Origin of the sequence: Paenibacillus sp. B01 (assembly GCF_009649995.1) — a bacterium.
GTDB classification, from domain to species: domain Bacteria; phylum Bacillota; class Bacilli; order Paenibacillales; family Paenibacillaceae; genus Paenibacillus_O; species Paenibacillus_O pasadenensis.
On sequence record NZ_CP045802.1, the window covers coordinates 928,492 to 943,362 of the forward strand.

A 14,871-nucleotide genomic window follows, 5' to 3' on the forward strand; every position below is an offset into this window, starting at 1 on the left:
GGTATCATCCGCCCGGATCGGGTAAGGAAGGAGAGGACGGCGCCGAATGGAGGGAACGCGCATGAGCACGAGCCAGGCATGGTGCCGGCAGCGTGCATGACGGCGCAGCTGCCCCATGCTGCGGCTCTAACGACGAATCAGCTCGCTAGAGCCTCTTTTTCACGTCTCCCCGGAATCTAACGACGCGCCAGACGCTAAGAAAGCCAAATTCCTCTGAAAACGAGGGATTTCAGCCGTTTTTCAGCGGTTAAGCGTCTCACGCGTCGTTAGCTTCGCCAACAGGCGGTTTTCTGCTGTCTAACGAGCTCAGGCGTCGTAAGCCTCGAAGCAAGCAGGCGCATGCGCATCGGACTGCCCCGCAACGAATCGGTCCCATGGCGCGTCTAACCGATGTTCATATCGATATCTGGATTGTGAAAGGAGAGGCGCCCATGACGATATCCCCCTGGCTCTGGCCCTTGCCCGTGCTGGCTGTGCTGGCGCTGGCCTTCATCTATAGCCGCCGCAAGGAGCAGGAGCGCCATCTGCTCTGGAAGCTGCTCGGCTATCTGCTGCTCGGCGCCTTCATGCTGCGCCTGAACGGCTTCCCGCTGCCGCTCGGCTATGCGCTGTTCCTGCTGCTGCTCCAGGCGAAGCCCAAGCCGAACCGCGCCGCCAAGCACAGCGCCGCGTTCGCGGGCTTGCTGCTGTTTTTCCTGGCGCTTGCCTTGCCGGCAGCCGAGCAGAGCTGGCTCGAACGCGAGCGCAGCTATCCGGTGGAGGCGGCCCAGATCTCGCAGCTGTCCCTGCAGGATGACTGGGAGCGGTTCAAGGGAGAAGACGCCGCGAGCTCCGAGGATCGGCTGGAGCGCTTCGAGTTCGTCTATGACCGGAGCGGAGCGGTGATTCAGTTGAACTATGCGGTCAGCGTCTGGAGCGGGAACGGCTCGTATCGCTACCAGGTCGAGTACGCGCCGGAGAAAGGCCATGCGGTCGTGCAGCGGCTCGGCCGAGATGGCGGAGGCTCGCCTCCCGATGGGTTAAGCGCCGAACTGGTGCTGGAGCGCCTGCGGCCGGAAGTTCTGGCCGAGCTTGCTCCCGCGCCGGAGAGGGCGGATGCGGACCGGCTGCGGCTGGAGGTGCCGACGATGTGGTTCGCCAACGGTACGGCGTTTTTGGATCCGAAGGGCTTCCAGCCCGCCTTCCGGATCGGCCACGACGGCGAGGTCGAGCCGCTGCCGAACGTAGCGGAGCCGTACGAGACAGCCGCTGCGGTCGTCGTGTACGGCTGCCGCGATCCGGAGCTGTTCGAGGGCTGCGCCGCGCCCGCATACTACTTGTTCTAAAGCGGCCGGCCACGACAGGCGAGCGCGTGATTCGAGCTTCGGCCGCTGCGTCCGCGGCAGGCGGATGCCGGTCTTCACCGGATTTTCCGGCCATCTGGAGTTCGCCCGTCCTCGCCCATTCCGCTCCTCGCGCGCCCGGCCTCCCGCTCGCCTCTCCGCCTCACCCCTTGGGCCCTGAACCTCCGACTCGCCCCTTGGGCCCTGAACCTCCGGCTCGCCCGCTCCGCCGTCCCGCCCCGCCGTCCCGCCCCGCCGTCCCGCCCCGCCGTCCTGCCCCGCCTTCCCGTTCCGCCTTCCCGTTCCGCCCTCCGGCCCTCCCCCTGGACGGGCCTCGGCCCGTCCTTTTTGTCCGCGGCGACATGGGAGCGCTTCACCGGCCATAAGCTGGAGGAAGGCGTCTCAGGCAACTCCACCCGAGGAGGCGAGGCTCATGCTCGGTTCGGTGCTTATGCTGTTCTGGCTGCTGGTGGCGATCGTCATTCTGGCTTCCTTGTATGCCCAGCGGGAGCGCGAGGAGGAATGGCTCTTCCTCAAGCTGATCGGCTGCTACCTGCTCGGAGGCTTCGTGCTGTTCCTCTCCGTGCTGCCGGTGCCGCTCGGATTCATCCTCTACTGGCTGCTGCTTCACGGCAAGATGCGATCCAACCGGGCCGTCAAGGAAAGCGCGGCGTTCTGGGGCCTCGGCGTGCTTCTCATTCGGCTGGTGGTCGGACTGATCTTCTGACGTCCGAGGCGCGATGAGTCCGGTATGGAAGCAGATTCCTTCTTCCCGTCCTCTGGCTTTTTCTCTATGATGGAAAAAGTAGAAAGGAGTGGGATTGTTGGTTCCAGCTTGGGTGGAATGGGTTCCGACGCTGCTGGCAGCGGCGGGGCTCGTCTGGCTGTACCGGAAGAGCAGCCCCGACGAGCCGCACCGAGGGTGGAAGCTCATCGGCTATGCGGCGCTCGGGGCGTTCTCCTTCCGCTTCCCTGCGTTCTCGTTCCCGCTCGGCTTTTTGATCTGCCTGATGCTCCTTGCTCGGGCCAAGCCTAACGTCCGGGCCAAAAGAGGCGCGGCGATCGCCGGGCTGGCGATTTTCGCCGCCGGAATCGCCATTCCGGCGCTCGATCAGCGCCTGTTCGAGCGGGAGCGCAGCTTCGCCGTCCAGTCCGGACAGGCGGAGCGGCTCGATCTGGCCGGCGACTGGCGGCGCATCGCGGGAGGCGGCGAGTCGACGGACGAGCGGCTCGACCGGTTCCAGCTCGTGCAGGAGCCGGACGGCCGTATCCGCAGCCTGCAGTACCAAGTCACGGCCCGCGACAGCAAGGGAGACTATACGATCGAGGTGCGCTATGAGCCGGAGAGCGGCCAAGCGATCGTCGAGCGGACGAGGCGCCGCTCTCTGAACGATGAAGCCGCGCTTTCGTTCGCCAGCGGCTCCTCCGGCGTGTACCGGATCGATCCGGAGCGATTCCTGCAGCTTTTGTCGCCGGACAATCTGGAGAGGATGACGATGGAGGCGGCGAGCGGCCCGGCCAAGCTGCGTGAGCTCGAGCTCCTCTTGTTCAACGGCCCGGCGGGGCCGGTCGAGCCTTCTCCGATCCGGCGCCTGCTGCAGGCGGACGGCATCAAGCCGGCCGGCGAGGAGCCGGTTCACGGCTACATCCTGCAGGCGCGCGGCAAGACGGATTCCGAGCAGGGCAAGGAGGACAAGTTCGTCTGGCATGTCATTCCGACGCAGGACGTCCAGCCGGGCTGACTTGTCTCCGTCCGGTTCGCCTGCCTGCTCTTTTATTTGCTGCCGCGGCTTTTTCAGGAGCCGACTCTTGACGCTTGGAGGTTCATGACCATGCTGTTCCTGCTGATCTACCGCCGTGCCGGTCATCATCGCGCTCGTACTGCTGAACGGCCGCCAGGAGGACGAGGACTTCCTCTTCCTCAAGCTGTTCGGCTATCTGTTTCTGGCGACCCTCGGCCTGCGGCTGATCTTTCTTCCGATCCCGCTCGGCTTCCTGCTGTTCTATTTCCTGCTTCGTCCCAGGTCCAAGCTCAACGAGGACCAGAAGCATGCCGCCGCCTGGTGGGGGCTCGGGCTGTACGTCGTCAGCCTGCTGATCTCCATCATGCCGTGAACAGCTTCCGCTTGAACGGCCGGGTCGTCCATGGCGCCGCGATAGGCGCCTTTTTCATACCCAATTCCGAAAATATTCTCCAGAAAATAAAAATAATATGGAGAAAAATACTTCCCAATGCTGGAAACCGCTGTTATACTAGCGGTGACTTAACGAAATCTCCATAGCCTCATCCTTCCTTTGCGACCGCATGGATTGGCCGGCATCATCGATTCGCTCCGTGGCTTCTGCAGAACTTGTCCAACAAGTCTCAAGAAATCAAGAGAGGGTGGCTCATGACATGGTTAACCGCAGCTCCGCAACATCCGGCTTGGCCCCTGCTTCCTCCGACCCGACGAACCGCAGTAATTCGAGCGCTTCAACCGCCCATCGCTCCACGATTCCGCCGACAGCCGTCCTTCGCGCCTCCCGAAGCTCCCGTCCGCTCCATCCGATCCGTCTCGCCTCGACCGGCGCGCTCGCGGCGCTGATGCTGCTGGCAGCCGCCTGCGGCAACGGTGGCTCGAACGGCCCCGGCTCCGCGCCGACGGCCAGCCCGGGCGCCAGTCCCGGCGACAGCGCCAGCCCCGCTCCTTCCGTGCAGGAAGCGAAGCTGGAGTTCTGGACGATCTCGCTTCAGCCGACGTTCAATGACTACATCAACGGACTCATCGACGAGTATCAAAAAGCCCATCCCGGCGTGACGGTCGATTGGAAGGACTATCCGTACGACGCGATCACGACCAAGCTGCTCGCCACGGCCGGCGGCAAAAACGCGCCGGATGTCGTCAACCTCAACACCGAGTTCGCGAGCCAGCTCGCGACGAAGGGGGCGCTGGCCGATCTCGGCGCACTCATCTCGGACGAGACGAAGAGCAGCTTTTTCCCCGGCATCTTCGACTCCACCGTGTTCGACGGCAAGCCGTACGCGCTGCCCTGGTACACCGGCACCCAGGTGCTCTACATGAACAAGGAGCTCGTCGAAAAGGCCGGGCTCGATCCGGCCAACCCGCCGAAGACGAAGGAGGAGCTGTACGAGTGGTCGCGCCAGGTCAAGGAAAAGACCGGCGCCGCCGGCTACGCGACGCAGTTCGGGGCGAACCTGCTGCCGAGCGACGGCGTGCCGATCCTCGATGACGAGCGCAAGAGCGCCGCGTTCAACACGGACGCCGGCATCGCGGTCGTCGAGCAGCTGAAAAAGCTCGTCGATGACGGCGTCATCGTCAAGGACGACGCGAACTTCCAGAAGCAGGTCGAATACTACTCCAGCGAGCAGGTCGCCTTCGAGCTGTCGGGACCGACATTCATCAACAAGCTCAAGTCGGCGGCGCCCGACGTGTACGCCAAGACGATCGCCGTGCCGCTGCCGACCGGCAAGGCCGACCTGATCTATTCCAACTCGATGAACCTCGTCGTGCCGAAAAACGCCAAGAACCCGCAGGCCGCCGCCGACTTCGCCGTCTTCGTCACCAACGCGGCCAACCAGACGGCCTTCGCCAAGTTCGCGAACACGCTGCCGTCGACCAAGGCGTCGATCGAGGATCCGTTCTTCACGGAATCCGACAATACGCTCGAGTCGCAGGCGAAGATCGCTTCGGTGAAAAGCCTCGACAAGGCGCAGGAGTACTACCTCGGCATCCCGGCCGCCGGCGACATCAACTCGGCGATCGCCCGCCAGCTGCAGGAGATCATCCTGAACGGCGGCGACGTCAAGGCGGGCGTCGAGGCTGCCGCCGCCAAGGTGAACGAGGCGATCGCTCCGAAATAACGTCAAGGACGGTGAGATTCCGATGCGCAGAAGAACGCTTGCTTCCGACGCGCTGCCGGCCTGGAGCTTCATGGCTCCGGGCCTTCTCGTCATCGGCGTGTTCGTGCTTTTCCCGATCGTGTACAGCATCCCGCTCGCCCTGACCGACTACTCGGTGCTGGGGGAGACGAAGTTCATCGGACTGGACAACTTCCGCCGGGCGTTCGCCGACGACAGCTTCCTCGTCTCGCTCTGGAACTCCGTGCTCTACATCATCGTCGTGCCGGTGCTGCAGATCCTGTCCATCCTGATCGCGATCCTCGTCAACAGCCGCATCCCGGGCATCCAGGCGTTCCGGGCGGCCTACTACATCCCGGTCGTGACGTCGATGGTCGCCGTCGCCCTCATGTGGAACTGGCTGCTCAGCCAGAACGGCGTCGTCAACTACATCCTCATCACCCTCGGCATCACCGACCAGAAGATCGGCTGGCTGTCGACCAGCTCGACGGCGCTGTACGTGCTCATGTTCATCACCTTGTGGAAAGGGCTCGGCTACTACATGATGCTGTATCTCGCCGGCCTGCAGTCGATCCCGGCCGACCTCTACGAGGCGGCGATCGTCGACGGGGCTTCGCGCGCGCAGCGCGTCCGCCTGATCACGATTCCGCTGCTGCGGCCGTACATCTTCTTCTGCAGCCTCATCTCGCTCATGGGCGCGATCCGCGTCTTCGACGAGATGTTCGTGCTGACGCAGGGCGGGCCCGGCACGTCGACGCTGACGAGCAGCCTGTACATCTACGAGCAGGGCCTGGAGCAGCTGAACTTCGGCTACGCCTCCGCGCTCGGCCTCATCGTCAGCGTCATCGTCGGCGTGCTGAGCGTCATCGTGTTCCGGTTCAACCGGCAGGGAGGGGTGAATCCTTACGGATGATGAACTTATCTGAAGGCGGCGGCCCGGCGGCAGCGGAAATCAAGGCGGGAGCTCTGGGCGGCGCGCCAGGAGCAGATCCGCTTCGCGGCGGCCTAACGGCAGGCGCCGGTCCGGGCCGCCGCGGCACGGAGCCGGCGGGCTCAGGCCGAAGCCGGGGCTGGCGGCTCGTCCGCCGCATCCCGGGACTGCTGGTCGGCTATGCGCTGCTGCTGGCGCTCGCGCTGTTCATGATGGGGCCGTTCCTGTGGCTGCTCAGCGTCTCGCTCATGCCGGGCACCAACGTGTTCAAGTTTCCCCCGGCGATCTTCCCGACGTTCATCAAGCTCGACAACTATACGCAGGTGTGGAGCTTCATCGACTTTCCCAAGTACATCGGCAACACGCTCATCATCACCGGCCTCGGCCTCGTGCTGAACATCCTGCTCTCGCTGTCGACGGCGTATCCGCTCGCCAAGATGCGCTTCAAGGGACGCTCGCTCGTGTTCGGCGTGCTCGTCGCGACGATGATCATCCCTTCTGCGACGGCGCTTGTCGTGCATTATCTGACGATCACCTGGTTCGGGCTGCTCGGCTCGTTTTTCGGCGTCGTGCTTCCTTCGGCGGTGTCGGTGTTCAACATCTTCCTCATGCGGCAGACGTTCCTCGGCGTGCCCGACGACATCCGCGACTCCGGCAAGGTCGACGGCGCGTCGGAGCTGCGCATCTGGTGGCGGCTGATGGTCCCGATGGTCAAGCCGGGCATCGCGGTGATCGCGCTGCTGGAGTTCATGTCGTACTGGAACAGCTTCCTCTGGCCGATCGTCGTGCTGGACGACCCGGCCCAGTATCCGCTCGCGTCGGCGCTGACCTACCTGAACGGCCAGTTCGCGTACAACTTCGGCTGGATCGCCGCGGGCACGATCCTGTCGGTGCTGCCGATCATCGTGGTGTTCCTGTTTACGCAGCGCTATTACATGGAGGGCATTTCCGGGGCGGTGAAAGGGTAGCTTTCGGCGGGGTTCGCAAAGCCGCTTCGCTTAGCCGGAACCGTTGCTGAGCGAACCGTGCTGGCCCCGCCGAGCCGAAGCCGGTTTCTGGCGAGCCGTGCGGGAAGCTTGCCGAGCTCGCTGTGCGCGCCGAACCGTGCTGGAGTCCGCCAACCCCGCTGCGCGCTCTCCATTGTCCTTCCGATCCGCTCTTGTCGTCGGATTCCTTGATTTCCCTGCCTCTGACGAGGAGGGAATCCGCCGACAAATGCGACCGCTGCCGCTTCTACAGGACAACGGAGGCGCTCCGCTCTGGCGGGAACGCAGCAAGCGGGGCGAGCCCGGCCGCAGTCGCAGCCGAAAGGCTTTTGCCAATCGCCAGACCCGCTGCGCGTTCTCTGGTGTGAAGCTCCAAGCTTCACTATAGAAGTGCTGCGTCGAGCTCGCGTTAACTGTTCGCTCTGCTGAACGTTAACGACGCAGACCTTCTACTCGCTGAAGAAGATACGGGCACAACCTTAAAGCAACACGCACGAAGATCGGTGTTACGCGGAAAAACCGAGTAACTCGGGTGCGAGAAGGCTCCAACGGTCGGAGATGCGCGGAAAAACCGAGTAACTCGGGTGCGAGAAGGCTCCAACGGTCGGAGATGCGCGGAAAAACCGAGTAACTCGGGTGCGAGAAGGCTCCAACGGTCGGAGATGCGCGGAAAAACCGAGTAACTCGGGGGCAAGAAGGCCCAAATGGTCGGAGTTGCGCGGAAAAACCGAGTAACTCGGGTGCGAGAAGGCTCCAACGGTCGGAGTAACGCGGAAAAACCGAGTAACTCGGGGGCAAGAAGGCTCCAACGGTCGGAGTAACGCGGAAAAACCGAGTAACTCGGGTGCGATCCACGAGGCCAATCGGGTTACTGAGGTTCGAGGTAGGCGTCCGGCGGGGAATAGCTCGAAAAAATCGGGTTACTAGGGTTCGAGGAGAGCGCCCGGCAGGCAATAACCCGAAAAAGTCCGGTTACAGGTGTCCAGAAAAGCGATTCGAGGGCTGTAGCCCGAAAAAGTCCGGTTACAGGTGTCCAGAAAGCGATTCGAGAGCTGTAACCCGAAAAAGTCCGGTTACAGGTGTCCGGAAGCGGGGTCCGGGTGATGCAACCCGAAAAAGTCCGGCTACAGGTATCCAGAAGCGCGGTCGGTGAGATGCAACCCGAAAAAAACTGGTTGCAGGCGAACAAACCTTGAGTTACTCGGGGTTCGAGGTGCGCGTTCAGATGGTGATTCGAGAGCAGGAGCGGAGGGGACGGAAACCTCTTGGAGAAGCGGCAGCGGTTCCCTTGAAGGCCGGATTCCTTCCGTTTCGGAAAAGGAGATCAGAGGAATCTGGGCTTCAGCGGAATCGGAGAGAGGTTCCGTCCGCGGAGCGGCGTCAGCGGCCAGTCGAACCAGAGGTTCCGTCCCCGGAGCGGCGTCAGCGGAAAGGGCGAACCAGAGGTTCCGTCCCAGGAGCGGCGCCAGCGGCCAGTCGAACCCGAGGTTCCGTCCCCGGAGCGGCGCCAGCGGCCAGTCGAGCCAGCCGAACCCGAGGCTCCGTTCCCCGAGCGGCTTCGACCGCCGCCCGGCCGCCAAGCGACGAAAGGAGGCAAGGAGGAGCATGGACAATCCGAAGCGGGGCAAGGTGGTGTATCTGCCGCTGGACGAGCGGCCCTGCAACTATGACTTTCCCTGGCTGCTCGCCAGGGACACTGAGCTCGAGCTGGTCCGGCCGCCGCTCGAGTGGATGGGGCGCAAGAAGCGCCCCGGCCGCATCGCCGAGCTCGGCGACTGGCTGGAGCGCGAGGCCGAGGACGCCGAGGCGGCGATCGTGTCGATCGACACGCTGCTGTACGGCGGCATCGTCCCGTCGCGGCTGCATCGGCTCGGCGAGCATGAGGCGGCGCGTCCGCTCGAGCGGCTGCGCCGCATCCGCGAGCGCAGGCCGGACATCCGGCTGTACGCGTTCCACCTCATCATGCGCTGTCCGCAATATTCGAGCAGCGACGAGGAGCCGGACTATTACGCCGACTGGGGGCGGGAGCTGTTCCGGCTCGGCTACCTCGGCCACCGCGAGCAGCTCGGCCTCGCCATCGCCGAGGAGCAGCATGAGCTGAGCCGCATTCGCATGCGGCTGCCGGAGGACGTGCGCGACGATTACCTGGAAAGACGCGCCGTCAACGCCTCCGCCAATCGCGCCTCGCTCGAGCTGGCGGCCGACGGCACGATCGACTTCCTCGCGCTGCCGCAGGACGACGCGGCGCCGTACGGCTGGACCGCGCTCGACCAGCAGGCCGTCCGCCAGCGCATCCGCGAGCTCGGCGCCGAGACGCGCACGCTCATGTATCCCGGCGCGGACGAGGCCGGCTGCACGCTGCTCGCCCGGCTCGCGGTCGAGCGGACCAGCCAATCGCGCCCGCTCGTCTATGCCCGCTACGCCAGCACGCTCGGTCCGCAAATCGTGCCGCTCTACGAGGACCGTCCGCTCGGCGAAAGCGTCAAGGCGCAGCTGCTGGCGGCAGGAGCGCTGCTCGCCGAGAGCGCCGCGGACGCGCAGCTCGTGCTGCTCGTCAACTCGCCGGGCGGCCCGATGGCGGAGTCGAACGACCAGCTGCGGCCCAATGCCGCCTACGACGTGCAGCGCAGCGTGCAGGAGCTGGCGGAATACGCCGAGCATGCGGTCCGCACGCTCGGCAAGCCCGCGGCGCTCGCCGATGTCGCTTATGCGAACGGCGGCGACCTGCAGCTGCTGCGGCTGCTTCAGGCCAAGGGCCTGCTCCCCGAGCTGGCCGGCATCGCCGGCTGGAATACGAGCGGCAATACGCTCGGCACGGCGATCGCGCAGCTGCTGCTGCAGCATGCCCGCTGCGGCCGCACGCCGGCGCAGCTCGACTTCCTCGGGCTGCGCATCGCCGAGGACTACGGCTACTGCGCCGCTGTCCGCCGGCCGCTGGCGGACGGCGTCATCCGGGAGCGGGGCATGGACTATTTCAACGTCGACGGCGAGCGCGGCGAAGCGGCGCGGCTCGTGCGGGAGGCGCTGGAGCTGTTTTTGGAACGGGAGGGGTTCAACGACGGGCCGCTCCGCATCCGCATCGAGGACTGCCGCCTGCCGTGGAGCCGCATGTTCGAGGTCGGGCTGCGGGTAGAGGCGACGGAAGGCGATGCGGGAAGGCCGACGATCAGCGAAGACAGGGAGTGAAGACATGGCGACCCTATGGGAGCAAGTGAGAGGGGGACTGATCGTCTCCTGCCAGGCGCTGCCGGAGGAGCCGCTCCACGGAGCGGACATCATGGCGCGCATGGCGCTTGCCGCGAAGCAGGGCGGGGCGAAGGCGATCCGGGCCAACGGACCCGGGGACGTGCGCAGCATCAAGGAGGCGACGGGGCTGCCGGTCATCGGCATCGTCAAGCGGGACTATCCGGGCAGCCCGGTCTACATCACGCCGACTTTGCGGGAGGTGGAGGAGCTGCTGGACGCCGGGGCGGACATGATCGCCTTCGACGCGACGCTGCGCGCGCGTCCGGGCGGCTGCTCCGCGGCGCAGCTCGTGCGGCGGATGCAGGAGCGGGGCGTGCCCGCGATGGCCGATGTGAGCACGCTGGAGGAGGCGATCGAGGCGCAGCGGATCGGAGCGGATTGCGTGTCCACGACGCTGTCGGGCTACACGCCGTACTCGGTCAGCCGCACCGGCCCCGACTACGCGCTCGTCGAGCGCGCGGCGCAGCGGCTGGACGTGCCGGTGTTCGCCGAAGGCCGGGTTACCGAGCCGTCGCAGATCCCGGCGCTGCTGGCCAGAGGCGCGCATGCGGTCGTCGTCGGCTCGGCGATTACGCGGCCGCAGCTCATTACGGAACGTTTTGCCGCGGCAGCGGCGGGCGGGAGGGAGCGATCCGATGGATCTAAAGTTAAAAGTTAGCTCGTACTACCCTTCGCTCACGAAGTCCGAGCAGAAGGTCGCCGACTACGTGCTCGGCGCCTCGGAGTCGATCATGTACCGCTCCGTCACGGAGCTGGCGGATCTGTCGGGCGTAGGCGAGACGACGGTGATGCGCTTCTGCCGGGCGATCGGGTTCAAAGGCTACCAGGACTTCAAGCTGGCGCTCGCCCAGGATTACAGCCCCCATCGTCAGGCGCGGGACGGCTCGCCCGAGGCGGGCGAGGACGACGGCGACTTCCCGGCGCTCGTCCACCGCGAGCTCGCCTCGATCCTGGCCGACACGATGGATCTGCTCGACCGGACCAAGCTGGACGAGGCGGTGCGGCGCATCCACGAGGCGGGCTATGTGCAGCTGTTCGGCGTCGGCACGTCCGGGCTGACGGCGCTCGACGCCAAAAACCGCCTGCTCCGCATCGGCCTCCGGGCCGAAGCGGCGACCGACGCCCATATCCAGGCGATGATGGCGGTGACGATGGGGCGGGGCGACGTCGCCATCGGCATCAGCCTGAGCGGCAGCACGCTCGACACGGTCGACCTGCTGTCCAAGGCGCGCCAGCAAGGCGCGTACATCATCGCGATCACGAACTATGCCAAGTCGCCGATCACGGCGGAGGCCGATCTCGTGCTGCTGACCGCCGGCAAGGAGTCGCCGCTCGAGGGCGGGTCCATCGGCGCCAAGATGTCGCAGCTGCTCGTCATCGACCTCATCTGCGAGGGTCTGGCCCGCCACGACCTGCCGCGCACCCGCGAGATGCGCGAGCGCATGGCCAAGGCGGTCATCGAGCGGATCTATTGAGACGGGAGGGGGAGCGAGCATGAGCCGGGAAAAGGAAGCCGTCGGCCCCGCTGACGGCGGCGTCACCGGGAAAGGCCCGCCGGACGGCCGCCGCAGAACCGGCATCGCCCGGGAAGGCCCGCCGGATGGCCGCCGCGGAACCGTCGTCGCCCGGGAAGGCCCGCCGGACGGGCGCCGCGGAACCGGCATCGCCCGAGAAGGCCCACCGGACGAGTGCCACGGAACCGGCATCGCCCGAGAAGGCCCGCCGGACGGCCGCATAACCGGCATCGCCCGAGAAAGCCCGCCGGACGAGCGCCGCAGAACCGGCATCGCCCGGGCAAAGCCGATCCTCGGCATCGACATCGGCGGCACCGGCATCAAGGGAGCCGTGCTCTCGCCGAGCGGGCGGCTGCTCGCGCAGGCTTCTCTCCCGACCGAGGCGGCGCGCGGCCGGGAGGCGGTGCTGCGGACCGCGGAGGCGCTCGTCCTCGAGCTGCTGGAGCGCTGCCCGGACGCGGCCGCGCTCGGCATCGCCAGCGCCGGCCGCATCGACGCGGAGCGCGGCGCGGTCGTGTACGCGACCGCGAATCTGCCCGGCTGGACCGGGCTGCGCCTGGCCGAGTGGGCCGAGCGCAGCTTCGGCTTGCCGGCCTGCGCCGACAACGACGCCAACGCCGCGCTGCTCGGCGAGGCGCGGCTCGGGGCCGCGCGCGGCCTGCCCGACGCCGTCCTGCTGACGCTCGGCACCGGCGTCGGCGGCGCCAATCTCGCCGGCGGCCGGCTTCTCCGCGGCGCCGGCTGGAGCGGCGGCGAATGGGGCCACGCCGTGCTCGTGCCGGGCGGGCGGCCCTGCAACTGCGGCCGCCGCGGCTGCGCGGAGACGTACCTGTCCGGCTCCGCTCTGATGCACGGCGCGTCGCGTCGCTTGGGCCGGCCGGGCCTGTCGCCTGCGGAGCTGGAGCGGCTGCTGTTCGAGCGCGACGGCGCGGCGCAGGATGCGATGCGGGAGTACGCGGCGCGGCTGGCGCTTTTTCTCGCCAACCTGCAGGCGGGGCTCGATCCTGCGGCCGTCGTGCTCGGCGGCGGCGGAGCCGAGTCGCTGGCCGCCTGGCGGCCGCTGCTGGACGAGGCGCTGGCGGCGGAGGGCGCGGCCAGGCTGACCGTCGTCCCGGCGCAGCTCGGTCCGCTCGCCGGCTGCATCGGCGCGGCGCTGATGGCGGCCGAGCGGCTGGACGGCGGCCTGGCCCGCTCCGGCGCCGACGAAGGCGGCATCGCCAGCAGCAACGAAGCCGGCCTTGAGCCCGGCATCACGAAGGAGGAATCGTCATGAACGAACCGACAAGCCAGAGAGGCGGCAAGCGTCCGGACGAGCGTCTGGAGGCGGACATCGTCATCATCGGAGGCGGCCTTGGCGGCACGGCGGCCGCGCTGGCCGCGGCACGCGCCGGCAAAAGCGTCATCCTGACGGAGGAGACCGACTGGATCGGCGGTCAGCTCACCTCGCAGGCGGTGCCGCCCGACGAGCATCGCTGGATCGAGACGGAGGGCTGCACGGCGTCATTCCGCGAGCTGCGCGAGCGCATCCGCGACTACTACCGCGACAGCTATCCGCTCACCGAGCAGGCGCGGGCCAACCCGATCCTCAACCCCGGCAGCGGCTGGGTGAGCCGCCTCGCGCATGAGCCGCGCGTCGCGCTTGCCGTGCTGCAGGCGATGCTCGCGCCGTATGTAAACAGCGGACGGCTGCGCGTGCTCTATCATGCCTCTCCCGCCTCGGCGCAGGTCGAGGGGGACGAGGTGCGCTCGGTGACGGTGAGCGTGCGCGGCGGCAGCCGCCGGATCGAGCTCGCCGGAGCCTATGTGCTCGATGCGACGGAGACCGGCGAGCTGCTGCCGCTGACCGGCACGGAGTACCGGATCGGAGCGGAGTCGCGCGCCGAGACCGGGGAGCCGCATGCACCGGAGGAGGCTTTGCCGGACGACGTGCAGGCGTTCACCCATGTCGGCGCGATGGAGTACGTGCCGGGAGCCGATTTCAAGCCAGAAAAGCCGCCGGAGATGTTCGGCTACTGGAGCCGGCTCGTGCCGCCTTTCAGCCCGTATCCGCTGCTGAGCTGGTTCGCCACCGACGCGAACGATACGACCAAGAAGAAGGAGTTCACGCTGCTGCCGAACGACCAGGGCGTCACGTCGCTGTGGGACTACCGCCGCATCATCGACCCGCGCCATCTGGCCGTCCCGCTCTATCCCGGCGAGCAGTCGCTGCTCAACTGGGCGCAGAACGACTACTATCTCGGCTCCATCATGGACGTGCCGGACGACGTGCGCCGCGACCGGCTGTACGCCGCGCGCCAGCTGACGCTGTCCGTCGTGTACTGGCTGCAGACGGACGCGCCGCGGCTGGACGGGGGCAAGGGCTGGCCCGGCCTGCGGCTGCGCGGCGACATCGTCGGCACGGAGGACGGCCTCGCCAAGTCGGTCTATATCCGCGAGTCGCGGCGCATCCGCGCGCTGCAGACGGTGACCGAGGCGGACGTGAGCAAGGAGCTGCGCGGCGCGGAGGGCATCCGGCGGTACGAGGACAGCGTCGGCGTCGGCAGCTACCATCTGGACCTGCATCATACGACCGTCACGCATCGCAGCTTCTACATCCCGAGCTATCCGTACGAAATTCCGCTCGGCGCGCTGATCCCGGTCCGCACGGCCAATCTGCTGCCCGCGTGCAAGAACATCGGCGTCACCCAGATCTCCAACGGCTGCTACCGGCTCCATCCGACCGAGTGGAACGTCGGCGAGGCGGCCGGGCTGCTCGCGGCGTACTGCCTCGACGTCTCGCGCCGTCCGCGCGAGGTGCACGGCGACGCGGCGCTGCGGACGGGCTACCAGGAGCGGCTGAGCGCGCATGGCGTGCAGCTGCACTGGTCGGATCAGGTCGCGCAGGAGGTCGTGGAAGCGCCGAAGTAAGCCAGCCGCAACTCTCGAAGGAGGTGGTGGCCGCTCCGAAGCGAAGCGGAAGGACGGCATGCTTCAGGCATGCCGGGACGCCGGGTCGGGAATGATCATTTTGGAG

General features: G+C 66.7%; 12 protein-coding genes. All 12 read left to right on the forward strand.

What is annotated here, in order from left to right:
• Positions 1–431 precede the first annotated feature (431 nt).
• The 12 genes from GE073_RS04090 (at position 432) to GE073_RS04145 (ending at position 14,765) form a co-directional block, all read left to right on the forward strand.
• Entirely contained in the window at positions 432–1,325 is an 894-nt protein-coding gene (locus GE073_RS04090) for a hypothetical protein (protein WP_153782813.1), read from the forward strand.
• A 430-nt stretch (positions 1,326–1,755) separates the two neighbouring features.
• Positions 1,756–2,049, forward strand: a complete 294-nt coding sequence (locus GE073_RS04095) for a hypothetical protein (protein WP_028600238.1) — start codon at positions 1,756–1,758, stop codon at positions 2,047–2,049.
• Positions 2,050–2,146: 97 nt separating this feature from the next.
• Positions 2,147–3,064 carry a DNA translocase FtsK 4TM domain-containing protein gene (locus GE073_RS04100; protein ID WP_153782814.1) on the forward strand — a complete coding sequence of 306 codons (918 nt, stop codon included), beginning with the start codon at positions 2,147–2,149 and terminating at the stop codon, positions 3,062–3,064.
• A 115-nt stretch (positions 3,065–3,179) separates the two neighbouring features.
• On the forward strand, positions 3,180–3,437 hold the full coding sequence (locus tag GE073_RS04105) for a hypothetical protein (protein ID WP_101808546.1): 258 nt from the start codon (positions 3,180–3,182) through the stop codon (positions 3,435–3,437).
• 280 nt (positions 3,438–3,717) lie between these two features.
• Positions 3,718–5,184, forward strand: a complete 1,467-nt coding sequence (locus GE073_RS04110; protein WP_228551259.1) for an extracellular solute-binding protein — start codon at positions 3,718–3,720, stop codon at positions 5,182–5,184.
• Between the two features lie 22 nt (positions 5,185–5,206).
• Positions 5,207–6,094: a carbohydrate ABC transporter permease gene (locus GE073_RS04115; protein WP_043111755.1), complete on the forward strand. Its 888-nt coding sequence runs from the start codon at positions 5,207–5,209 to the stop codon at positions 6,092–6,094.
• Complete coding sequence (locus GE073_RS04120) at positions 6,091–7,080, forward strand: carbohydrate ABC transporter permease (RefSeq protein ID WP_228551260.1); 990 nt, start codon at positions 6,091–6,093, stop codon at positions 7,078–7,080. Before GE073_RS04115 ends, GE073_RS04120 begins: the two co-directional genes overlap by 4 nt.
• Before the next feature lie 1,623 nt (positions 7,081–8,703).
• Positions 8,704–10,284 carry a DUF4127 family protein gene (locus GE073_RS04125; protein ID WP_153782815.1) on the forward strand — a complete coding sequence of 527 codons (1,581 nt, stop codon included), beginning with the start codon at positions 8,704–8,706 and terminating at the stop codon, positions 10,282–10,284.
• A gap of 4 nt (positions 10,285–10,288) precedes the next feature.
• Complete coding sequence (locus GE073_RS04130) at positions 10,289–11,002, forward strand: N-acetylmannosamine-6-phosphate 2-epimerase (RefSeq protein WP_153782816.1); 714 nt, start codon at positions 10,289–10,291, stop codon at positions 11,000–11,002.
• The gene (locus GE073_RS04135; RefSeq protein WP_153782817.1) at positions 10,980–11,819 is read left to right on the forward strand and encodes a MurR/RpiR family transcriptional regulator; all 840 of its coding nucleotides are present in this window, start codon (positions 10,980–10,982) and stop codon (positions 11,817–11,819) included. Before GE073_RS04130 ends, GE073_RS04135 begins: the two co-directional genes overlap by 23 nt.
• Before the next feature lie 19 nt (positions 11,820–11,838).
• The gene (locus tag GE073_RS04140) at positions 11,839–13,131 is read left to right on the forward strand and encodes an ROK family protein (protein WP_153782818.1); all 1,293 of its coding nucleotides are present in this window, start codon (positions 11,839–11,841) and stop codon (positions 13,129–13,131) included.
• Positions 13,128–14,765, forward strand: coding sequence for an FAD-dependent oxidoreductase (locus GE073_RS04145; protein ID WP_153782819.1), 1,638 nt, complete (start codon positions 13,128–13,130; stop codon positions 14,763–14,765). The genes GE073_RS04140 and GE073_RS04145 overlap by 4 nt, the downstream gene beginning before the upstream one ends.
• Positions 14,766–14,871: the final 106 nt, after the last annotated feature.

Bases quoted from the DNA above. Each gene is read 5' to 3' on its own strand.
- GE073_RS04135 (WP_153782817.1), top strand. From the start codon at position 10,980: ATGGATCTAAAGTTAAAAGTTAGCTCGTACTACCCTTCGCTCACGAAG.
- GE073_RS04120 (WP_228551260.1), top strand. From the start codon at position 6,091: ATGATGAACTTATCTGAAGGCGGCGGCCCGGCGGCAGCGGAAATCAAG.
- GE073_RS04115 (WP_043111755.1), top strand. From the start codon at position 5,207: ATGCGCAGAAGAACGCTTGCTTCCGACGCGCTGCCGGCCTGGAGCTTC.
- GE073_RS04095 (WP_028600238.1), top strand. From the start codon at position 1,756: ATGCTCGGTTCGGTGCTTATGCTGTTCTGGCTGCTGGTGGCGATCGTC.
- GE073_RS04140 (WP_153782818.1), top strand. From the start codon at position 11,839: ATGAGCCGGGAAAAGGAAGCCGTCGGCCCCGCTGACGGCGGCGTCACC.
- GE073_RS04110 (WP_228551259.1), top strand. From the start codon at position 3,718: ATGGTTAACCGCAGCTCCGCAACATCCGGCTTGGCCCCTGCTTCCTCC.
- GE073_RS04130 (WP_153782816.1), top strand. From the start codon at position 10,289: ATGGCGACCCTATGGGAGCAAGTGAGAGGGGGACTGATCGTCTCCTGC.
- GE073_RS04090 (WP_153782813.1), top strand. From the start codon at position 432: ATGACGATATCCCCCTGGCTCTGGCCCTTGCCCGTGCTGGCTGTGCTG.
- GE073_RS04125 (WP_153782815.1), top strand. From the start codon at position 8,704: ATGGACAATCCGAAGCGGGGCAAGGTGGTGTATCTGCCGCTGGACGAG.
- GE073_RS04145 (WP_153782819.1), top strand. From the start codon at position 13,128: ATGAACGAACCGACAAGCCAGAGAGGCGGCAAGCGTCCGGACGAGCGT.